Raw genomic sequence first — 20,908 nt, 5'->3', positions numbered from 1 at the left:
TGGACCGTCGAGGCCGCCATCGACAACGCGGTGCCGCTCCCGGCCATCACGGCCTCGCTGTTCGCGCGGTTCGCCTCCCGCCAGGAGGACTCGCCCCAGATGAAGATGATCGCCGCCCTGCGCAACCAGTTCGGCGGCCACGCGGTCGAGTCGGCCAAGCCGTAGGTCCGGCCGCGGGGCGCTTCCGCCCCATGAGCGGGGCGGGTCCGGCCGGATCCGCCCCGCTCCCCGTGCGTGCCAAGGATGCTGACGGTCCGTCGGATACCGGTTGACACCGTACGGAGGACCGGCCAGAGTCGCCGCTGATGGAGATCGACGATCTGACACCTGCCGAGCGGCGCGTCTGGCGGGCCTTCGCCAGGGCACGGACCGTCGACTTCCGCACCGGGAGCACCGGGAGTACTGGGAGCACCGCGGGTGCCGCGGACGAGCAGGACGGGCCCGAACGGACCCTGCGGGCGGCCGTGTTGCGGGCGCTGCTCCTCGACGGCCCCCGCGAGCCGGGGGAAGTGGCGGCCCTCATGGTCGTCGGGGCCCGCATCACCGGTGTGCTCGACCTGCGGTACGCGACCGTCGACAGCGTCATCCGCCTCCACCACTGCCGCTTCGACGAGGCGCCCCGCCTCTCCGGCGCCCGGCTCGGCTACGTCACCCTGCGCGGCTCCGTACTGCCGGGCCTGTCGGCGGAGCACTGCCGGATCGACGGCGGACTGCGCCTGACCCACTGCCGCGTCGACGGCGCGGTGAGCCTCGGCAGGGCCCAGATCTCGGGGGCCCTGTACCTCGACGACGCGGAGATCGGCGGGCAGGCCGGTGCGGGCGGTCCGGCGCGGACCGTGCTCCAGCTCAACCGGATCTCCGTCGACGACGACCTCTGCGCCCGCGGGCTGCGCACCCGCGGCCTGATCCGGCTCGACGGCGCGAGCGTGGCCGGCTCGATCGACCTGGAGGAAGCCGAGCTGAGCAACCCGGGGGCGCACGTCCTGGACGGGGAGTCCCTCGAGGTCGGCGCCCACCTCATCGGCCGCCGCATGCGCGCCCGCGGCCGGATCGACCTGCGCGGCGCGCGCGTACCCGGCCGGATCGACCTGCTGTACGCGACGCTCTCCTGCCCCGGCGGCACCGCCCTGCGGGCCGGCAGCTGCTCGATCGGCGAGCTGTGGCTGCGCGGGGGCCCTCCGGTCGAGGGCAGGCTCAACCTGCGGCGCGCCGAGATCAGCCAGCTCCACGTCGAGCCGGAGATGCTGCCCGGCCAGGTGCGGCTGCTCGACCTCACCTACACCTTCCTCACCCCGCACGAGCCCGCCGAACGCCGGCTGCCCATGCTGGAACGCGACGACGGCGCGTTCGACCCGCACGCCTACGAGCAGCTCACCGCCGCCTACCGCCGCACCGGGGACGACCGGGCCGCCCGGCTGGTGCAGCTCGCCAAGCTGCGCCGGCACCGGGGCACGCTCCCCTGGTACGGCCGGCTGTGGGGGCACCTGCAGGACGCCGCCGTCGGCTACGGCTTCCGCCCGCTGCGGGCCGCCGGCTGGCTGCTGTCGCTGCTGGCGGCCGGGTCGGTGGCGTTCGCGCTGGAGCACCCGCGTGCGCTGAAGGCGTCCGAGGCCCCCGACTTCGACCCGGTCTTCTACACGCTCGACCTGCTCCTGCCGGTCGTCTCGTTCGGCCAGGAGACCGCGTTCGCCCCGTCCGGCTGGCACCGGGGCCTGTCGTACGTCCTGATCCTGACCGGCTGGCTCCTGGCCACGACCGTGGTCGCCGGTGTGACGAGGACGGTCAGCCGCCCTTGAGGTGCGCTCCCGGCTGAAGCCGGGCGTGGTGGTGCCGCACGCCGAGCAACGCCCGGAGGTGCCGGGGGCGCGGACGTGCCCGCGCGGTCAGGGACCCGCTACCCGTCGGCGCCTCCCCTGGGGATGCCGTAGGCCCGTTCCACGCGCACGCGGACCACGAGGCGGCGGTCGCGGACCATGGCGGCGCGGTAGTCCTCCCAGTCGGGGTGCTCGCCCTGGACGTCGCGGTAGAGCCGGACGAGTTCCTCGACCGTGTCGTCGTAGGGGTGCCCGGCCACCGGTGAGAGGTCGGCGGTGCCCTCGACGACCGTGTAGGCACGGCGGTCGGGCGTGGAGACGTGGTAGGAGACGCGCGGGTCGCGGCGCAGGTTGCGGGTCTTCGCCCGGCCGTCGGTGACGGAGATCCGGATGACGCCCTCGTCCGGGTCGTAGTGGTGGCTGACGTTCGACAGCTGCGGGCGTCCGTCCCGCTTGAGGGTGACCAGCACCCCGCCCCGGTCGTCGGAGACCAGTGCGAGCAGGGCGTGCTGCGTGGAGTCCTGAGTCATGTCCGCACAACCGGTGCGGGACGCGTCCGCATTCCCCGGCCCTCCCCCGGGTCCGGTGGACCGGCGCCGGGTATCTCGTCGCCGTGGTGGGCCTGCCGGTGTTCGCCGGAGGGTTCGGCGGCCGGTACGGCCACCGGCGTACGTTCGCGGTGGGCGTGCTGGGCTTCCGGGGGGTGGACCGTGTTCCTGCCGGACGTGGTGCCGGCGCTGTTCTTCGGCACACTCGCCCTCACCGCCGCTGGCCGGGAGCCCGCGGCCCGGGGGACGCGGGGCGCCCCGTTCACGCCGCGGAAAGGGGTCCTTTCCGGCCGTCCCTGGGCGACGATGAGGTCTGGGGCCGTTCCGACGGGGTAGGCCGGAACCCGCTTTGACCGAACGCACCGGAGGACAGCGATGGCACAGCTGCGACAACAGGTCGACCCGGGCGAGGTGGGGCTGGACGGGAAGGCGCTGGACCGCCTCGACCGGCACGTCGCCCGCTACGTCGACGAGGGGCGCCTGCCCGGTTTCCTCCTGGCCGTCACCCGCGGCGGCCGGGTCGCGCACCTCACCACCCACGGCCGGCGCGACGTCGCCGCGGGACTCCCCGTCGAGTCCGACACCCTGTGGCGGATCTACTCGATGACCAAGCCGGTCACCTCGGTCGCCGCGCTGATGCTGGTGGAGGAGGGCCGGCTCTCGCTCGACGACCCGGTCGCCGCGCATCTGCCGGTCTTCACCGACCAGCGCGTGTACGTCCGGGGCTCCGGCGCGGACCTCGAGACCCGCCCGGCCGCGCAGCCGATGCTCGTACGGCACCTGATGACCCACACCGCGGGCCTGACCTTCGCCTTCTACCGCTGCCACCCGGTCGACGCCCTGTACCGCGAGGCCGGGCTGGAGTCGGCGGTGCTGCCGGGCTCGGACCTGGCCGGGACCGTCGAGGCGTACGCGCGCCTGCCGCTCCAGTTCGAGCCCGGCACGCAGTGGAACTACTCGGTGGCCACCAACGTCCTGGGGCGCGTCATCGAGGTCGTCTCCGGCCGCCCCCTCGACGAGTTCCTCGCCGAACGGATCTTCCGTCCCCTCGGCATGCCCGACGCCGGTTTCCAGGTCACCGGCGAACAGGCCGGGCGGCTCGCCGAGTTGTACGGCGACACCGAGGACGGCGGGATCGAGCCGATCCCGGGACTGCCCCTGTCCGGGCGGCCCCGCTTCCTGTCCGGGAGCGGCGGCATGGTGGCGACCGCGTACGACGTCCACCGCTTCACGGAGTTGCTGCGCCGTGGCGGCGAACTCGACGGCACCCGCCTGCTGGAGCCCGCGACGGTGGACCTGATGACCCGCAACCAGCTGCCCGGCGGCGCCGACCTGCGCACGGTCGGCAGCCGTCCCGCCCACGACGTGCCCGGCAACGACGGCGTCGGCTTCGGCCTCGGGGTCTCCGTGGTGATCGACCCGGAACGCACCGAGGCGCCCTGCGGACCCGGCACCTACGGCTGGAGCGGGGTGGCCACGACGACGTTCTGGGTCGACCCGGGCCGCGACCTCACCGTCCAGTTCCTCACGCAGGTGCGGCCGAGGAGGTCGCTGAAGCTCTACCCCGACCTCAAGCGGCTGGTCCACGAAGCGGTCAGGGACTGACCGGCGGGCCCGGGCGGGCCGCCGTGACCACCGGGCGTCGCGGCGGCCCGCGTCACGTGCTCGGGACGCGGGCGCCCACGACCGGCACGGTCACGGCCCGCACGGTCACGCCGGCTCGGTCGTGACCCGCACGGTCACGGCCGGCGCGCTCGCGACCGGCTCGGTCACGGCCCGCTCGATCACGGCCGCCGTGGTCAGGACCGGCACACTCACGGCCCGCTCGGTCACGGCCGCCGTGGTCGGGACCGGCTCGGTCAAGGCCGCTGTGCCCGGGACCGCTCCGCTCAGGACCAGTGCGCGACCGCGTCCAGGTGGGGCAGGCGGTGGTCCAGCCGCTCGCGCTTGGTGCGCAGGTACGTGATGTTGTTCTCGCACGGCTCGATCAGCAGCGGCACCTCCTCGGCGACCTGGATGCCGTGGTCCACCAGCGCCTCCCGCTTGCGCGGGTTGTTCGACATCAGGCGGACGGAGCGCACGCCCAGGTCGCGCAGGATCTCGGCGGCCACCTTGTAGTCCCGCGCGTCCACCGGGAAGCCCAGCGCCACGTTCGCCTCGACGGTGTCCAGGCCCTCCGCCTGGAGCGCCATCGCCCGCAGCTTGCCCAGCAGCCCGATGCCCCGGCCCTCGTGCCCGCGCAGGTAGACGACGACGCCCCGGCCCTCGGCGACGACGGCCCGCAGCGCCGAATCGAGCTGGTCGCCGCACTCGCAGTGCTGGGAGCCGAACGCGTCACCGGTGAGGCACTCCGAGTGCAGCCGGGTCAGCACGTTCTCGGTGCCGGGATCGCCGTACACCAGGGCCACCTGCTCGTCGCCGCGGTCGTGGTCGAGGTAACCGATCGCCTGGAATTTGCCGTACACGGTGGGCAGCGGTGCATTCACCACGCGTTCCACACCGGTGCGCTGGGGGGACTTCTTGCCGAGCACGCCAAATTTGTCTGTCATGATCTGGTTCCTAAGCAGAGACGAAAGGCCGGGAAAAGATGAGTGGTTCGGGAATGCGGACGGCGCAGGCGTACGGAATCGTGCCCGCGGACACCACCGAGGACGTGCGCTCGCGCGGCGCGGACGTCCCGGTCCAGGTGGCGGTGCTGCCCGTCGGGAGCTTCGAACAGCACGGGCCGTACCTGCCGCTGGCCACCGACACGCTCGTCGCGTGCGCGATAGCACGGGAGTTGGCCGCCGCGTATCCGGTGCACCTCCTCCCCCCGGTGACCATCGCCTGCTCGCACGAGCACGCGGACTGGCCGGGAACCGTCAGCATCTCCGCCGTCACCCTTCACGCGGTGGTACAGGACATCGCGGCCTCACTGCGCCGCTCGGGCGTCGAGGCCCTGGTGCTCGTCAACGGACACGGCGGGAACTACGTCCTGGGCAACGCGGTCCAGGAGTCCTCCGCACGCGGCGAGCGGATGGCGCTCTTCCCGGCCCCGGAGGACTGGGAGACGGCCCGGGCCGCGTCCGGGGTGTCGACCTCGCTGCTCACCGACATGCACGCCGGGGAGATCGAGACCTCGATCCTGCTGCACACCCATCCCGAACTCGTCCGGCCCGGTTACGAGTCCGCCGATTTCACCGCGGACGACCGTCGCCATCTGCTCACCCTGGGAATGTCCGCCTATACCGATTCGGGCGTCATCGGCCGTCCCTCCCTGGGGTCCGCGGAAAAGGGGAAGGAACTCCTGTCGAGCCTGACGGATTCCTTCGGGGCGTATTTCTCGATACTGACCTCCGGGACCACGGCGGAGGATTCCGCGGGCGGTCCCGTGTGACGCGCGGCGCCGGGCTCCGCCTCCGGCGCGACGGCGCCGGAGGCCGTGCGCCGGCGGGCGACGAGGACGGCGAGGCCGGGCAGGGCGGCCGCGAAGCTGAGCACCCCGTACACGACGGCGACGGCCAGCCCGGTGCTCGCGCCGAGTCCGGCGGCGCCGAACGCCCAGGCGGTGACGCCCTCGCGGGGCCCCCAGCCGCCGACGTTCAGCGGCACTCCCATCGCGAGCAGCGCGAGGACCGCCAGCGGCAGCAGCGTGAGCACGGGGGCGGCGGAGCCGGCCGCACGGGCGGCCACGACGAAGGTGGCCAGATGTCCGGCCAGGACGATCGCCGAGGACAGGGCGACACCCGGTCCGTTGCGCCGGGACAGCAGTCCCTCGCGCGCCTCGCCGAGCGCCCTGCGCAGCCGGCCGCCCCGGCGGCCCGCCGGGGAGTTCATCCGCACGGCGAGGACGACGGCGAGCGCGCCGACCGCGCCGAGGCCGACGGCCGGCGCGAAGTGCCGTACGTCCGCCATGACGGGGGACGGCAGGGTCAGCAGGATCGTCACTCCGGCCAGGGCCAGCGCGAGTTGCCCCGCCGTGCGCTCCAGGACGACGGCCCGCACGCCGCGTCCGACGTCGCCGGCGCTCCGCCCGTGGCGCACGGCGCGGTGCACGTCGCCGAGGATGCCGCCGGGCAGGGCGGCGTTGAGGAACAGCGAGCGGTAGTAGTCGGCGACGGCGGGCCCGAGCGGTAGCCGGATCCGCAGGCCGCGGGCCACCAGCGCCCAGCGCCACGCGCTGAACACGGTGGTGACGGCGCCGATCCCGAGCCCGAGGAGCAGGGTGGCGGCGTCGACGCGCCGCAGTCCGTCCACGACGGGGCCGGTACCCATCCGCCACAGCAGGACGCCGAGGATCAGGACCCCGGCGAGGGTGCCGCCGTGGGCCCGCAGTGCCGCGAAGCGGGAGGGCACGGCCGGCCGCGGGGCCGGTTCGGCCACGATCACGCCGGTGCGGTCCTCGGGGACGGCGGGGCCGGTGGAGCCTGCGAGGCCGGCGGGACCGATGGGGTCGGTGGAACCTGCGGGGCCGGTGGGACCTGCGGAGACGGCAAGGCCGGTGGGGCCGTCGGGGGCGTCAGGCACCGGGCACGTTCCCGTCACCGCACCGGCCCCGGGAACGTGCCCGGCCGGCGTACGGGGCAGGGGGACGCGCCCGGTCGCCGGACCCGTGCCGACCAGGGGCTCGTGCGCCGTCGCCGTACCCACCGGGAGCACCTCCACGGCCGCCGTCCCCACCGGGGACACGCCCACGGTCGCCGTACCGGCCAGGGGCGCGTGCGCCGTCGCCGTGCCGACCGGGGGCCCCTCCACGGTCGCCGTGCGGGACGCCGACAGGTGCGCGGCCGACCGTGCGACGTCGTCGCGCCGGGGCCGTCGCGGGGACGTCCGCTCGCACCGCGCCGGTGGTGCCGGCGCCGGGACGCGTGCGCCCGCCGTCTCCGTGTTCATCGGACGCCGTCCGTGGGCCGGGCCAGGGCGAGGAGGTCGCTGTGGTGGACGGTGACGTGGAGTTCACCGGCCGCGCAGGCCGCCAGCCGGGCCGCGAGGTAGGTCTCGGCGCGGGCCGCGAGGCCGGGGCGCTCCTCGACGGCGGCGCCGACCCAGCCGCGCAGCCACTGGGCGGTGAGCGCGGCCTCGTCGGGGCCGAGCCGCCAGGCGCTGGGGTGCACCTGCACGGTCGCGCCGTGGCCGGCGAACGCCTCGCAGGCCGCGGTGACCGCGTCGGGGCCGAGGAGGCCGCCGCGCCGCTGGTGGTCGTTGAAGGCGGCGGCGATCTCCTCGTCCATCGGGTCGGGAGCGGTCAGTTCGACGCGCCCCGCCACGGAGAGGGTCAGCAGGGCGGGGCAGCCGGCGCCCGCGCAGGCCGCGGCGAGGGTGTCGACCTCCTCGCGGGTGAGGACGTCCAGCAGCGCCGACGCGGTCACCAGCGAGGCGCCGGCCAGGGCGTCCGGGGTCAGCCGGGCGACGTCGCCGCGCCGGGTCTCGACGGTGACCCGGCTGCCGTCGGCGGCGGTCCGCGCGGAGCCGACGGCCGCGAAGTGCAGCAGGTAGGGGTCGCGGTCGTGCAGGATCCAGTGCTGCGGACCGTCCAGGCGGGGGGCGAGCCAGCGGCCCATCGAGCCGGTGCCGCAGCCCAGGTCGTGCACGACGAGTCCGCCGGTGCGGCCGGGCAGGTCGGCCAGCCGGATCCGCAGCGGGTCCAGCAGGCCGGCCGCCCGCGCGGCGGCGTCGGCGGGCTCGCGCAGCCGCAGCCACTCGGGGGCGTAGCGGGGCGGCTCCTGGGCCGTGTCGTCCCCGTCGCCCTCCCGCAGCCGTACGGTCGGCCGTTCACCGGGGCGGGTCACCGGGCCGGCGCCCGCGATGACGCCGGAGGTCCGCGCGTTCCCGTCCGAGGACGTCCCGCGGGGGCCGGGCCGGGCCGTGCCCCACTCGCCCTGCCCGCCCTGCACGCTCCGCACGTCCTGTCCGCCCTGCACGTCCTGCCCGCCCTGTCCGTCCTGCCCTGCCGGGTCGGCCGGGGTCACCGTGGTCTCCCTCATGCCGCCCTCCGGGGTGCGCCGGGCAGCCGGCCGAGGACGCCGGCCAGGCGCTGAGCGGTGCTCGCCCAGCCGCCGAGAGCCGCCCGCCGGCTCCGTGCGGCCGCCTTCAGCCGGCGCCGCACGTCCGCCTCGCCGAACCAGCCGCGCAGTTCGGCGGCGAAGGCGGCCGGGTCCTCCGGGGGCACGAGGATGCCGGGGACGCCGCCGTCGGGGGCGCGGCCGACCGCCTCGGGCACGCCGCCCACGTCGGTCGCGAGGACGGGGATGCCGCGGGCGAGGGCCTCGGTGACCGCCATGCCGTAGGTCTCGGCGTAGGAGGTGAGGACCATCAGGTCGGCGGTGGCGTACGCGGCGTCGAGCTGGGCGCCCGCCTTGGGGCCCGCCAGCTCCAGCCGGTCCTGGAGGCCGTGCTCGCGGATGAGGCCGCGCAGGTGGGCGACGTACTCCGGGTCCTGGCCGAGGCCGCCGACGCAGGAGCAGGTCCACGGCAGTTCGGTCACCGAGGCCAGCGCCTCGATCAGCCGGTGCTGGCCCTTGCGGGGGGTCACCGCGGCCACGCACAGCAGGCGGGAGACGCCGTCGGTGCCGGAGGCGAGGGGGGCGATGTCGGCGCCCGGTGCGGCCTCGTGCACCTTGTCCGGGGCGAGGCCGTGGTGCGAGACGAGACGGCGTACCGCCCAGTCGCTGGTGGCGATCACCGCGGGGACGGCGCGCAGCACCGCCCGTTCCCTGGCGTCGAGTTCGGCGGCGAGCACCGGGTCGAGTCCGGTCTCGTCACCGAGGGGCAGGTGCACCAGGACGGCGAGCCGCAGCCGTTCCGCCTCCGGTACGACGATCTCCGGGACGCCGCAGGCCACCAGCCCGTCCAGCAGGACGACCGTGTCGTCGGGCAACTGCCTGAGTGTGCGGGCCAGTTCGGTGCGGGCGGCGGTTCCCGGGCGGGGCCATTCGCCGACGACCCGGTGCTGGTGGACCTGCCAGCCGAAGCCGGGGAGGTCCAGGCAGACGCGGCGGTCGTAGGCGTTGCCGCCGCTGGGGTTCGCCGGGTCGTCGACACCGCCGGGCATGACGAAGTGCACGGAACGCAGGGACATGGGGATGATCCCCCCGGTCTTCGGGGCCGCCGGGCCGGTCTTCGGGGCCGCCGGCTGCGCGGGCAGGTAGGCGAGCGGGGCCTTTTCCATCGTCACGTCGGTCACAGCGCACGCTCGTAACTCGCCCAGGCGACGTGCGACTCGTGCAGGGTGACGGAGAGGGCGGCGATGCCCCGGGCGCCCTCGCCGAGCGCGCCCCGGTGGATCCGCTCGGCGAGCCGGTCGGCGATCACCTTGGCGAGGAACTCGGTGGAGGTGTTGACTCCGGCGAAGTCGGGCTCGTTGTCGAGGTTCCGGTAGTTCAACTCGCTCACTACGGAGCCGAGTTCCTGGGTCGCCAGGCCGATGTCGACGACGATGTTGTCGTCGTCGAGCTGCTCGCGGCGGAAGGTGGCGTCCACGAGGAACGTCGCTCCGTGCAGGCGCTGAGCGGGTCCGAAGACCTCACCGCGGAAGCTGTGGGCGATCATGATGTGATCGCGAACGGTGACACTGAACAACGGACGACCCTCCAGGTGCGGCGCGTCTGGTCCCCCGGCCATCGGCCGCCGGGGGATGCCGTGTAGTACGGCTCATCGCTTCCCCGTGTTCAGCCGGATCCCACTCTTTTCTCAGGTCAGGCGCTCGCGTCGTACCTGACGCGGTGGCACAGCGCCGGAATCCGGCCGTCGGCGAGCGCCGGCATCACCTCGGGCAGCTCCTCGAACGCGCTCTCTCCGGTGACGAGGGCGTCGAGCGCCGGATCGGCGAGCAGGTCGAGCGCGAGGGCGAGCCGGTCGGCGTAACTGCGGTTCGCGCGGCGCGGGGAGACGGTGCCGACCTGGCTGCTGCGGATCACCAGCCGCCGGGAGTGGAAGGCCTCGCCGAGCGGGAGGGAGACCGTCCGGTCGCCGTACCAGCTCAGTTCGAGGACGGTGCCCTCGGCGCTCAGCAGTTCCAGGGACCGGGTGAGTCCCTGCTCGGTGGCGCTGGCGTGCACGACCAGGTCGCAGCCGCCCGACGCCTCCTCGGGGGAGGCGAAGTCGACGCCCAGCGCCTCGGCGGTCCTCGCCCGTGCCGGATCGGCGTCCACCAACTGCACGCGCACGCCCGGGAAGCGGCGCAGCAGCGCGGCCACCGAGCAGCCGACCATGCCGCCGCCGACCACCGCGATCCGGTCGCCGACCAGGGGCGCCGCGTCCCACAGGGCGTTCACGGCCGTCTCGACGGTGCCGGCCAGGACGGCCCGTCCGGCGGGCACCGGGTCCGGTACGACGGTGACCGCGTCCGCCGGGACGACGAAGCGGGTCTGGTGCGGGAACAGGGAGAAGACGGTGCGCCCGGTCAGCTCCCGGGGCCCCTCCTCCACCACCCCCACGTTGAGGTAGCCGTACTTCACGGGCGCCGGGAAGTCGCCCTCCTGGAACGGCGCCCGCATCACCGCGTGCTGGCTCTCCGGGACCCCGCCGCGGAAGACGAGCGTCTCCGTGCCGCGGCTGACCCCGGAGTACAGCGAACGGACGACGACCTCGCCCTCCGCCGGATCCGGCAGGGCCACGTCGCGGATCTCGCCGCGACCGGGCGAACCGATCCAGAACGCACGTGCGGTGCGGTTCATCGGCGTCCTCCTGAACGTTCGGGAACTTGCTCACGTACCGAGGTGTGGCACAGGTCGCGCACAGTACGCGGCCTTGATCGACTCTGTCACCTGGCCGGAGGATGTGCGGTGGCCCTGAACGACATTTACGACGCGAGGCCGGTCCAGCAGGAGACCGCTGTGGGAGCGGGCGTGCAGATCCTGGTGCTGGCCCTGCTCGGCACGGCGATCGGCCTGGGCCCGGCGGGCTGGGTGACCGGCCTCGTCTTCGCCGCGGCCACCTGGGCGGTGCTCTCACGGGCGCTGCACCGCTCGGGTCTGCGCACCTTCGGCCCGGCGAACCGGGTCACCCTCGGCCGGGCCACCCTGGTCGGCGGGGTGACGGCCCTGGTGGCGGACTCCTTCGTGAGCGCGCCGCCGGTGTCCCTGCTGGTCGGCCTGACGGCCGTGGCCCTGCTGCTGGACGGTGTGGACGGCAAGGTGGCCCGCCGCACGGGCACCTCGACGGCTCTGGGCGCGCGCTTCGACATGGAGGTCGACGCGTTCCTGATCCTGGTGCTCAGCGTGTACGTCTCCCTGGAGCTGGGCCCCTGGGTCCTCCTGATCGGCGGCATGCGTTACGCCTTCGTCGCCGCGGCCCGCGTGGCCCCGTGGCTGAACGCCCCGCTGCCCCCGTCCTTCGCCCGCAAGACGGTCGCCGCGCTGCAGGGCGTCTGCCTGCTGGTCGCCGGCGCGGACCTGCTGCCGTACGCCGGCAACTTCGCGGTGGCGCTGCTGGCCCTGGCCCTGCTGCTGTGGTCCTTCGGGCGGGACGTGGTGTGGCTGTGGCGGGAGTCGCGGGCGGCCGTCGCCGAGGGGTCGGCCACCGAGCCGATGGTGCTGGAGCTGGCGGCGCGCTGAGGACGTCCGGGACGCCGGAACACCTGCGGTGCGCCACGGCAGTCGGTCTTCCCTCGGGGGAGGGCCTGCTTCAGGGAGGGGCGGAACCCTGGAACTGGAAGGTGGGCAGCCGGCGGGAGCCCTCTACCCCCGCCGTGGCAGCAACAGCACCGCCCCCGCCGGTACGGCCGCCAGCACGGCCCACGGCGCGGCCGCCGGCAGGCCCCCGTCGAGCAGGACGCCCGTGACCGCGCTGCCGGCCAGCACGATCAGGCCGGAGACGGACGACAGCGCGCCCGTGTACAGCCCGAGCCGCCCCTCCTCCGCGAGGTCGGGAAGCCAGGCCCGCGCGGCGGGCGCCACCAGCATCTGGCCGAGGGTGAGGAGGACGACGAACCCGGCGGCGGGCAGCAGCCCCGTCGTCCCGGTCGCCCCGGAGGGCACCGTGAGGGCGACGACGCCGGACCCGGCGGAGATCACCGCCAGTCCGGCCGCCATGGAGCGGCGCGGGGCGAGCCGCTCCCCCACCCACCGGGTGACCGGCAGCTGCGCGGTCACCACCAGCAGGGACGACAGCGCGAACAGCCAGGCCAGCGGCGTCTGGGAACCGGTGGCGCGTTCCACCTCGGCGGGCAGCGCGAGGTAGAGCTGGTTGTAGGCGAGGAGGTGGGCACCGTACGCGCAGCACAGCGCCAGGAAGCGTCGGTTGCGCAGCAACGGTCCGACGCCTCCGCGCACCCGGGCGCGGGCACGGCCGGGAACGTGCCGGGGCAGCAGCCGGGCGTGGCCCGCGAGGACCACGACGAAGACGCCGGCTCCGGCCAGGCACACCGCGCGGAAGTCGACCGCCAGCAGCAGCGCGCCGAGCAGGGGTCCGACGAACGCGCCGGCCTGCCCGGCGACGGTGAACGACGCCAGCACCCTCGTCCGGGGCCCGCCCCCCGACTCCTCCCACGCGACGGCCTGCCGCACCACCTCCGACTCGACGGCGGGCGAGAACAGCGCGGCGGCGAACCCGATGAGGAGCACCGCCCCGACGACCGTCCAGGCCCGCTCGGCGTACCCGAGCCACCAGAACCCGGCGACACGCAGTGCGCAGCCGGCGAGCACCACGGGCCGGACGCCGTACCGGTCGGTGAGCGCACCGCCCACCACGAACAGCCCCTGCTGGCTGAAGGTCCGCAGCCCCAGCACGAACCCGACCGTCCAGCCGGCCATCCCGACCGTCCCTCCGAGGTGTTCGGCGAGGAAGGGCAGCACGGCGAAGAAGCCGACGTTGAAGGCGAGTTGCGTGAGGACGAGGAGCCGCAGGAGCGGCGGGAACGGCGGGAGCCGAGTGCGTTCCCGAGCAGCGCGCAGGAGCATCGGCGAGATCACGTGACACCTGCCGGCCGGTCCGGCGCGGCGGTCGGCTGGTCGGATGCGACAGCCGACTGGCCGGACGCGACACCCGGCTGGTCGGCGCGCGCCCGAGCCGTCGCAGCCGTACGGCGCCGGGTCCCCCGCGTCCCGCCTGCCGCCGCCGTCACCGCGAACGCGCCCAGCAGGGCGAGGACGGCGGCGGGGGCGAGGACGGCCCAGGGGGCGCGTTCGGCGTAGGGCTGGTTCTCGGCGAGGAGCAGCCCCCACTCGGGGGACGGGGGCTGGGCGCCGAGGCCGAGGAAGCCGAGGGAGGCCAGCGCGAGGGCGATGCCGGGCAGCCGCAGCAGGGCGTGGCGGGTGACGGACGGGAGGACGGCGGGCAGGAGTTCGCTTCTCCACAGGTACACGGGGCCGGCGCCCAGCGCGCGGGTCGCGGTCAGGTGGAGGGTGGCGCGCTCCTGCCGCAGCAGCGCGGAGGTGTGTGCGGCCAGGGGCGTCCAGGCCACGGCGGCGACCGCGAGGACGGGCGTGCCGGCGCCGCCGCCCTGGACGGCGGTGACGAGGAGCGCGGCGAGGACGGGCGGGACGGCGTTGACGGTGTCGACGAGCGGCCCGGACAGCGTGGGCAGGCAGCCGAGGAGAACGCCGGTGAGCCAGGCGAGCGCGCTGACGGCGAGGGCGAGCAGCAGGGTGTCGAGGGCCCCGTGGGCGACCCGCGCGAGGACGTCCCGGCCGAGGGCGTCGGTGCCGAAGGGGTGGGTGAGGGAGGGTGCCCGCAGGCGGGCGGCGGTGTCGAGGGCGAGGGGGTCGCGGGGCAGTCCGGCCGTGATGACGCCGGTCAGCAGGAGGCCGTAGGCGAGGAGCGGGATCCTGCGGGCGGTCGACGGCCGTGCGGGGGGCGGCCGGTGCAGGCTCTGGAGGGCGCCGTCGCGTAGCGTGGGACCGGTGAGCCGGCGGGCGGTCAGGCGTGCGGCGGCCGTGGTGACGGCCGCGAGGGCGACCAGCAGGAGGGTGCCGGCCTGGAGGACGGGCAGGTCCTGGGCGATGGCCGCCCGCAGGGTGGTGCGGCCGAGGCCGGGGATGTCGAAGATCTGTTCCACGGCGACCGAGCCACCGGTGAGGCCGACGACGAACAGTCCGAGGTTGGGCAGCAGTCCGGGCACGCAGCGCCGCAGCGCCTGGCGGGCGACGGCGCGGCCGGGCAGTCCGCGGGCGGCGGCGGCCAGCGCCCAGGGTTCGGCGAAGGCGCCGGGGAGCTGGTCGTCGAGGAGGCGGCCGAGGACCGCGCCCGCGGGCAGGCCGAGGGCGAGCGCGGGCAGCACCGTCCACTGCGGGCCGTACCAGCCGAGGGCCGGCAGCCAGCCCCACTGCACGCCGACGACGGTGGCGAGCACGGACGCGGTGAGGAACTCCGGCAGTGCGGCGAGCACCGCCGGACCCGAGCCTCCGGCCGGCCGTCCGTCGAGGCGGCGACGGGCGCCGAGGCGGAGGGTGCGGGCGCACACGGCGGCGGCCGTGACGAGGGCGACGAGCAGGGCCACCGCCATCAGCAGCAGGGAGACGCCGAGCGCCCCGAGCGCCTCGGGCGTGACCGCGGAGCCGGAGGTCCACGAGTGTCCGGCGTCCCCGCGCGGCAGTCCGGCGAGCCACCGGCCGAGCAGGCGCAACGGGCCCTCGTCGAGGCCGAGTCGGGCCCGGATGTCGGCGAGCACCTCGGGGGTGGGGTCACGGTCGGCGGACCGGGCCCTGAGGACCGTGAGCGCCGGGTCGGTGCGCGAGAGCCAGGGCAGCAGCCCGATCCCGCACACCAGCAGCGCGGCCAGTGCGGCGCGCCACAGCAGCGCGCCCGCCCTGCTTCCCCTGTCTCCCCCGCTCGCTCCGCTCCCCTTGCCGCTCATGGATCAGCGCCGGGTCCCGGTGCCGACGAGGACGCGCTCGTACGGGTCGAGGAGTACGCCGCTCACCCGGGGACCGACGCCGGTGATGACGCGCTGGTGCACCAGGGGGACGACGGTGTCGGTGCGCAGGATCGCGGCCTCGGCGGCCATGACGGCGTCCTGCCGCTCGGCGGTGCCGTCGGCGCGCTCGGCCCCGGCCACCGCCGCGTCGACGGCCTTGTCGCAGAGCTGTGCGAGGTTGTACCCGCCGGCGCAGGTGTGGTCGCCGGCGAGGACGGCGACCGGGTCACCGGTGTCGACGAGGGTGTTGCGGGCGAGCACGAAGGCGTCGAACTTCCCGGCGAGGGCGTCGCTCTCCAGCCGCGAGTACTCGCCCACCGTCAGCTTCACCGTGAACCCGGCCTTCTCCAGCTGCTGCTTCAGCACCTGGGCGACTTCGGGGAGTTCGGGCCGGTTGTCGTAGGTGGCGAGGGTGATGGAGGTGCCGGCGGGCTTGCCGGGTCGGGCGGCCCCAGCGGGGGGTGTGCGCTTGCCCGCGGCCCAGGTGACGGCGGGGCCGTAGATGCCGGTGCCGGCGTCCGCGTGGCCTTCGTAGACGTTCTTCGCCAGGACGGAGGTGTCGACGGCCGCGCGGGCGGCGGCACGCAGCGACGCGTCCTCGAAGGCCTTGGACCGGGCGTTGAGGAGGAGGCTCGTGGTGCGGGTGGTGGCGGTCTCGCGGCGCGTGTCCGCGTCGAGGCCGGCGGCCTGGGCGACGGGGATCGCCTCGGCGACGTCCACCTGGCCGGTGCGCAGGGCGTTGGCGCGGGCGGTGCCGTCGGCGATGAAGCGGGCGTCGATGCCGGAGGCCTGGGCGCGGCCGCCCCAGTAGTCGTCGAAGCGGTCGAGCCGGGCACCGGTGCTGCCCTCGACGCCGGTGAGTTCGAAGGGTCCGGTGGCGGTGCCGGCCGGGTCGGCCGCGCCCTTCGCGTCGTACGCCTTCGGGGAGAGGATCGCCAGGCTGGGACTGGACAGGCGCAACGGGAGGACGGGGTCGGGCGCTTTCGTGGTGACGCGGACGGCGCCCGCGCCCCCGGCCCCGGTGCCGGTCCCGGTGTCGGCCTCGGCGGTGAGGGTCACGCCGGAGAGGGCGGCCGGGGCGGGCCTGGCCTCGGCTGCGTGGGCGAGGGAGGCGGCGACGGCGGCCGGGGTGACGCCGGTGCCGTCCTGGAAGACGGCCTCGCGCAGGGTGAACAGCCAGGTGCGGTCGTTCTCGCGCCGCCAGGACGCGGCGAGCGCGGGGGCGGCGGCGCCGTTGGCGTCGAGCGCGGTGAGCCCCTCGGTGACGCCGAGCCGGCTGAGGATGGTGGCGTCGGCGCCGTACGGGGAGAGGTTCTCGGCGGGCGGGAAGGCGAGGGCGACGCGCAGCCGGGAGCCGTCCTTCGCGTCGGCCGTGCCGCCGCCGTCTCCGCCGCCGGAGGCGAAGCAGCCGGCGAGGGGCGGCACGAGCAGCGGGGTGAGCAGGAGGGCGGCGAGACGCCGTGGGCGGCGGGGGAAGCGCATAGGGGTCACCGGCCTGTGAGGTGGAGGGTGCGGGCGTTCAGGGGGATGTCGAAGTGCACGATGCCCTGCCCTCCTTCCGCTTCCTGGCGCTCGTCGTGCACGACGTGCCCGAGGGACCGCCAGAAAGCTTCGGCACCTTCCACGGACGGGTCCGTGTGCAGGTAGACGGCCCGGTATCCGCCGTCGGCGGCGGCGAAGGCGAGCAGTTCGGCGACCAGTCGCCGGGCGAGGCCGCGACGCCGGTGTCCGGGGCGGACGTAGACGCGGCGCAGTTGGGCGGTCGCGCCCGAGGGGTAGCGCTCGGCGACATGGCGCGGGTTCGGCGGGTGCAGGGGCCCGCGGGCATCGAGTGCGCCGGTGCCGACGACGTGCCCCTCGCCGTCCACGGCGACCAGCAGCGTGTGCCGGGCGGGCACCAGGTAGGCGGCGGCCGGGTCGACGATGTCCCCGTGCCAGCGGGGCACGTAGCCGGTGCCGAAGTCGCGGTAGACGGTGTCGAGCATGACGGCTCGGGCACCGTCGAGGTCGTCGGGCCCCGCGGGCCTCACGCAGTAGTCATGCACTTGCACATCATATGCATTAAGCCGAGCACCTTGATCCATCAGGGCATCACGGCGCCTGAGGCACACCCCGACCCGTCCGCCCGGCCGTCCGCCTACCGGGCCACTCGGCTACTCGACTCCCGTCGCGTCGACGAGCCGGATCAGGTCTCTGCGTCCGTACCCGAGCAGGCGGGCGCGGTGAGTGGCCGTCAGCAGCAGGTGCGCGACGGTCGCGCCGGGGTGCCCGTCCCGGTCGTCACCGGGCCACTCCTGCGGTTTCTCGACGCCCAGGCTGTTCATCACCAGTCCGTGCACGCGGCGGATCTCCGCCACGGTCCCCGCGACCGCGTCCAGGAGCGTCCGCCCCGGACGCTCGCACTCCAGGGCGAAGCAGCCCCGGTCGACCGGTACGCACCCCTCCGGCGGACGCGCCCGCAGGTCCGCGTACCGCTCGTCCGCGAATCCGACGGCCTCGAACTCCTCGTGGACCAGGGAGAAACGGTGGAAGCCGGGCGGAACCGGGGCCGGCGGAGGCGTGTACTCCCACCCGGCGTCCTCGTACAACCGCCGCTTGACCTCTTCCGCGTCGGCGTGGGTCACGGTGAGACCCGACCCCTCGTTCCGGCCGGTGGTCGTGCCGTCCGGGTTGCGGTGGAAGACCAGACTCATGTGTGCCCCCGTTTGTCAGCTTCGCCGTCGACGGACGCGTCGCACGCGACGAGCGCGAAGAACGCGACCGAGATGTCCTCGTCGCTGGATCAAACGGACCGCCGCCCCACGACGTGCCCGCCCCGCGAGACCTCACCCGAACGTGTGACCAGCCCTCCGGCACCACCGGGGCGCGTTCCGCAGACCGGAGAAGCAGCCCGGCGGCCGGTCAGCCCACCCGCTTCCACTCCCGGCACCGGTTGGCCTTGAAGTGCTTCCCCTTGTCGGGCGTCACCCGTCCCGGCCCCTCCAGGTCGCTGTCGGCGATGATCGATTCGAACTCGCCGCCGGCGCCCTCGGCTCGCCCCCAGTAGCAGCCGAACGCGCCCTCGGAGCCGGCCGTCTTGTACGTCCCCGGCTTCACGTCCTCGCCGACGAGGTACTCGCCCTCGCCCGAGAAGGTGGTCGCGGGGCCGACCGGCTCGGCCTTCTTCGGCTGGACGGTGACCGTCCCGGTGACCGTGGGGGCGGGGGCCGGCCTTGGCGTCGGCCGACGCCGGCCCCGACCCCGACCCCGACGCTGACGCCGACGCCGACGAACAGGGCGACGGCGGCGGTGGCTCCGTACTTGATCCGCTGCTTGCGGCGGGCCGCGAGCGCGACGGGAGCCGGCGGGACGGGCGGGACGGGCGGGGCCGGTGGCACTGGGCCCCAGCCGGACTGCGGGGTGAGGGGAGCGGGCCGCGAGGCGGATCCCGGCTGCGGGGCGACCGGGCCGGGATGGGAAGCAGGCGCGGTCCGACACCGGACAGCACCGTTGCGCACCGGGCTTCACGGAACCTCCACGATCGAGCTCGGTGCGTATTACAGTTTCCTCCGCGCGACTCGTCACCTTGTGTCGCGCAAGAGAAAGATGGGGCGGAATCTTCCGCATGCCCAGGGATGCCGTCGGGGGGCTTTGTGCAGGAAATGATCATGGGTTCGAACGTGGCCCTGGCGGATCTGAGCGACGACGTCGGTTCGGTGATCGTCAGTCTGGGCTGGGTCAGCCCCACCGGCGAGGGCGACGCGGACGTGTCGGTCCTGCTGCTGGACTCGAACGGCAAGGTGCGCAGCGACGGCGACTTCTATTTCTACAACCATCCGGTGGCCGCCGACGGGAGCGTGCAACTCCTGGGCAAGACGCCGACGGCTGACGGCAGTGAGGACCGGATCAGTTTCGACCTCAGCGCGGTGCCGGCCGGGATCGACCGGATCGTCGTCGCCGCGAGCAGGTACGACGGGGCCCGTTTCGGTGAGCTGGAGGATGTGAGGATCACGCTGGCCGACGCGGCCGGTGAGAGCCTCCTGCGGTTCGCCGTCGATCACGCCGGTTCCGTGTCGGCGGTCATCTTCGGCGAACTGTACCGACGGGGCGAGGGATGGAAGTTCCGCGCCGTCGGACAGGGCTACGAGACCGGTCTCGCAGGGCTGGCGGCGGACTTCGGCGTCGATGTCGAGGACGACGCGGCCGCGGAGACGGAAGCGGCGTTCGAGGCCGCCGAAGCCGACGAGCAGGCGGAGGCGACGATCCCGGAGGTGACCGTCCCGGCGCCGGCCGAGGAGCCGGCCGGGCGGGCACCGCTGGAGGCCGTTCCCGCTCCCCGCCGGCCGGTGGACGAGGCCGGTGAGCCGGGGAAGCCGGCCCCTCGTCCCCGCACCGCGAAGAAGAAGGTCACCCTTCCCCGGACGGCGAAGAAGACCCTGGCGGAGAACGACTCCTGGAGACAGGCCCGGCTCTTCCCGGTGTCGGTTCTCAAGACCGACCGGGACCGCGAGACGCGCGCGACCTCGGTGCTCCTGGCGGTGATGGCGCAGGTCCCGGAGTTCAGCAGGAGACTGACCGCCGGGTTCGGGGCTCCGGCGGGGCGCATGGAGACGTTCACGGAGGTCTCCCTCCCCCACGGTGAGAGTCCGCGGCGCCCGGACGGGGTGATCCGCGTGGAGCGGGCCGGCAAGCTGTGGACCGCACTGGTCGAGACGAAGACCAACGGCAACGCGCTCAAGGCCGACCAGGTGCAGGCGTACATGGACATCGCCGCGCGCCGCGGTTACGAGGCCGTGATCACGCTGACGAACGACGTCGCGCTGGAGGGCAGTCCGCTCGTCGACGTCAAGATCGACAAGCGGCGCAAGCACAAGGTGGCGCTCTGGCACCTGTCCTGGGCGGAAGTCGCGTACCAGGCGCAGATGCTGATCAGGCACGAGGGAGTGGGCAACGCGGCACACGCCTGGCTGCTGCAGGAACTGCTGCACTACCTGCAGCACGAGAACTCGGGCTGCCACGGCTTCCAGAACATGGGCCCGGCCTGGGTCCCCGTGCGCAACGGGATCGACGAGGAAACCCTCTGCCAGGGTGACGCACGGGCCCTGGAGGTGGTGGAGAGCTGGGAGCGGCTCATCCGCCAGGTCTGTCTCAGGCTGGGCGGCGAGCTCGGGCAGAAGGTCCTCCCCGTTCAGCGCGCCAAGCGCGGAACGGATCCCAAGGAACGCCGCAGCCGCCTCGCCGACCATCTCTGCCTCGACGGGCGACTCCAGGCGGAGCTGCGCATCGACGGCACCCCCGGCGTCCTGACCCTCGGCGCCGACCTGCGCACCGGCAAAGTGCGCACCGGCATCGACGTACCGGCCCCCGCGCAGGGCTATCCCCTGAGCTGGGCCAAGCGGCTCGTCCGGCGCCTGGCCGAGGCACCGGCGGACCTGCACGTCGAAACCCTCGTCGACAGCGAGGCCGGAGGTCCGCGCGGAACGCTGGAGCGGCTCCGCCCCGAACCGGCGGACCTGCTCCCCAAGGACAACAACACCAGGATCACCGGGTTCCGCCTGTCCCTGCTCAAGAGCATGGGAAGCGGCCGCGGCAACGCCGAAACCGGCTTCATCCGCAGCGTCGACGACGCCGTGCACCGCTTCTACACCGGCGTCGTCGTCCACCTGGACACCCCGGCGGCGAGCCGGGCGCCGTCCAAGGAGCGAGCAGCGACGGGATGACACCAGGGCGCAGAC

The 20,908-nt window shown here is 74.6% G+C and carries 17 protein-coding genes and 2 pseudogenes; 6 read left to right on the top strand and 13 right to left on the bottom strand.

Annotation, left to right across the window (positions count from 1 at the left end; genetic code table 11):
- Window positions 1-165 (top strand): annotated as a pseudogene (locus tag ACF09K_RS32290) (6-phosphogluconate dehydrogenase); the annotation flags it as partial.
- A 140-nt stretch (window positions 166-305) separates the two neighbouring features.
- Window positions 306-1,796, top strand: coding sequence for a membrane-associated oxidoreductase (locus ACF09K_RS32285; RefSeq protein ID WP_392248878.1), 1,491 nt, complete (start codon window positions 306-308; stop codon window positions 1,794-1,796).
- A gap of 98 nt (window positions 1,797-1,894) precedes the next feature.
- Here ACF09K_RS32285 and ACF09K_RS32280 read toward each other — a convergent pair whose 3' ends face one another.
- Window positions 1,895-2,344 (bottom strand): TIGR03618 family F420-dependent PPOX class oxidoreductase, encoded by a 450-nt coding sequence (locus ACF09K_RS32280; protein ID WP_392248877.1) that lies wholly within the window; start codon window positions 2,342-2,344, stop codon window positions 1,895-1,897.
- A 393-nt stretch (window positions 2,345-2,737) separates the two neighbouring features.
- Here ACF09K_RS32280 and ACF09K_RS32275 point away from each other — a divergent pair, with 393 nt between their 5' ends.
- Window positions 2,738-3,967 carry a serine hydrolase domain-containing protein gene (locus ACF09K_RS32275; RefSeq protein ID WP_392248876.1) on the top strand — a complete coding sequence of 410 codons (1,230 nt, stop codon included), beginning with the start codon at window positions 2,738-2,740 and terminating at the stop codon, window positions 3,965-3,967.
- 284 nt (window positions 3,968-4,251) lie between these two features.
- Here the strand turns inward: ACF09K_RS32275 and ribA are convergent, their stop codons facing one another.
- A complete protein-coding gene (ribA, locus tag ACF09K_RS32270) occupies window positions 4,252-4,911 on the bottom strand; it encodes a GTP cyclohydrolase II (protein WP_392248875.1) in 660 nt (219 codons plus the stop codon).
- Between the two features lie 38 nt (window positions 4,912-4,949).
- Between ribA and ACF09K_RS32265 the strand changes: the two genes are divergently transcribed.
- The gene (locus tag ACF09K_RS32265; RefSeq protein ID WP_392248874.1) at window positions 4,950-5,738 is read left to right on the top strand and encodes a creatininase family protein; all 789 of its coding nucleotides are present in this window, start codon (window positions 4,950-4,952) and stop codon (window positions 5,736-5,738) included.
- Window positions 5,739-5,878: 140 nt separating this feature from the next.
- Here the strand turns inward: ACF09K_RS32265 and ACF09K_RS32260 are convergent.
- The 5 genes and pseudogenes from ACF09K_RS32260 to ACF09K_RS32240 all read right to left on the bottom strand — a co-directional run.
- Window positions 5,879-6,616 (bottom strand): annotated as a pseudogene (locus ACF09K_RS32260) (YbhN family protein); the annotation flags it as partial.
- Between the two features lie 614 nt (window positions 6,617-7,230).
- Complete coding sequence (locus tag ACF09K_RS32255) at window positions 7,231-8,325, bottom strand: class I SAM-dependent methyltransferase (RefSeq protein ID WP_392248873.1); 1,095 nt, start codon at window positions 8,323-8,325, stop codon at window positions 7,231-7,233.
- Entirely contained in the window at window positions 8,322-9,524 is a 1,203-nt protein-coding gene (locus tag ACF09K_RS32250; RefSeq protein ID WP_392248872.1) for a glycosyltransferase family 4 protein, read from the bottom strand. The genes ACF09K_RS32255 and ACF09K_RS32250 overlap by 4 nt, the downstream gene beginning before the upstream one ends.
- Window positions 9,521-9,919: a 6-pyruvoyl tetrahydropterin synthase family protein gene (locus ACF09K_RS32245; RefSeq protein ID WP_392248871.1), complete on the bottom strand. Its 399-nt coding sequence runs from the start codon at window positions 9,917-9,919 to the stop codon at window positions 9,521-9,523. The genes ACF09K_RS32250 and ACF09K_RS32245 overlap by 4 nt, the downstream gene beginning before the upstream one ends.
- A gap of 116 nt (window positions 9,920-10,035) precedes the next feature.
- Window positions 10,036-11,016, bottom strand: coding sequence for a zinc-binding alcohol dehydrogenase (locus ACF09K_RS32240; protein ID WP_392248870.1), 981 nt, complete (start codon window positions 11,014-11,016; stop codon window positions 10,036-10,038).
- 108 nt (window positions 11,017-11,124) lie between these two features.
- Between ACF09K_RS32240 and ACF09K_RS32235 the strand changes: the two genes are divergently transcribed.
- Window positions 11,125-11,895 (top strand): CDP-alcohol phosphatidyltransferase family protein, encoded by a 771-nt coding sequence (locus ACF09K_RS32235; RefSeq protein ID WP_392248869.1) that lies wholly within the window; start codon window positions 11,125-11,127, stop codon window positions 11,893-11,895.
- Between the two features lie 123 nt (window positions 11,896-12,018).
- On the opposite strand, the gene ACF09K_RS32230 is transcribed toward ACF09K_RS32235, so the two are convergent.
- From ACF09K_RS32230 to ACF09K_RS32205, 6 genes are all read right to left on the bottom strand, one after another.
- Window positions 12,019-13,239 carry an MDR family MFS transporter gene (locus ACF09K_RS32230; RefSeq protein WP_392248882.1) on the bottom strand — a complete coding sequence of 407 codons (1,221 nt, stop codon included), beginning with the start codon at window positions 13,237-13,239 and terminating at the stop codon, window positions 12,019-12,021.
- A gap of 8 nt (window positions 13,240-13,247) precedes the next feature.
- Window positions 13,248-15,134 (bottom strand): ABC transporter permease subunit, encoded by a 1,887-nt coding sequence (locus tag ACF09K_RS32225; protein WP_392248868.1) that lies wholly within the window; start codon window positions 15,132-15,134, stop codon window positions 13,248-13,250.
- A 3-nt stretch (window positions 15,135-15,137) separates the two neighbouring features.
- Window positions 15,138-16,676 carry an ABC transporter substrate-binding protein gene (locus ACF09K_RS32220; RefSeq protein WP_392248867.1) on the bottom strand — a complete coding sequence of 513 codons (1,539 nt, stop codon included), beginning with the start codon at window positions 16,674-16,676 and terminating at the stop codon, window positions 15,138-15,140.
- A 5-nt stretch (window positions 16,677-16,681) separates the two neighbouring features.
- The gene (locus ACF09K_RS32215) at window positions 16,682-17,239 is read right to left on the bottom strand and encodes a GNAT family N-acetyltransferase (RefSeq protein ID WP_392248866.1); all 558 of its coding nucleotides are present in this window, start codon (window positions 17,237-17,239) and stop codon (window positions 16,682-16,684) included.
- A gap of 108 nt (window positions 17,240-17,347) precedes the next feature.
- A complete protein-coding gene (locus ACF09K_RS32210; RefSeq protein ID WP_392248865.1) occupies window positions 17,348-17,887 on the bottom strand; it encodes a hypothetical protein in 540 nt (179 codons plus the stop codon).
- 208 nt (window positions 17,888-18,095) lie between these two features.
- Complete coding sequence (locus tag ACF09K_RS32205) at window positions 18,096-18,290, bottom strand: hypothetical protein (protein WP_392248864.1); 195 nt, start codon at window positions 18,288-18,290, stop codon at window positions 18,096-18,098.
- A 545-nt stretch (window positions 18,291-18,835) separates the two neighbouring features.
- Here ACF09K_RS32205 and ACF09K_RS32200 point away from each other — a divergent pair.
- Window positions 18,836-20,893 carry a TerD family protein gene (locus tag ACF09K_RS32200; protein WP_392248863.1) on the top strand — a complete coding sequence of 686 codons (2,058 nt, stop codon included), beginning with the start codon at window positions 18,836-18,838 and terminating at the stop codon, window positions 20,891-20,893.
- Window positions 20,894-20,908 lie beyond the last annotated feature (15 nt).

The sequence above is a fragment of the Streptomyces sp. NPDC014882 genome (assembly GCF_043081325.1).
Lineage (GTDB): Bacteria > Actinomycetota > Actinomycetes > Streptomycetales > Streptomycetaceae > Streptomyces.
Note: the sequence above shows the minus strand (reverse complement) of the source record. Positions and strands in the feature narration are given on the sequence as shown.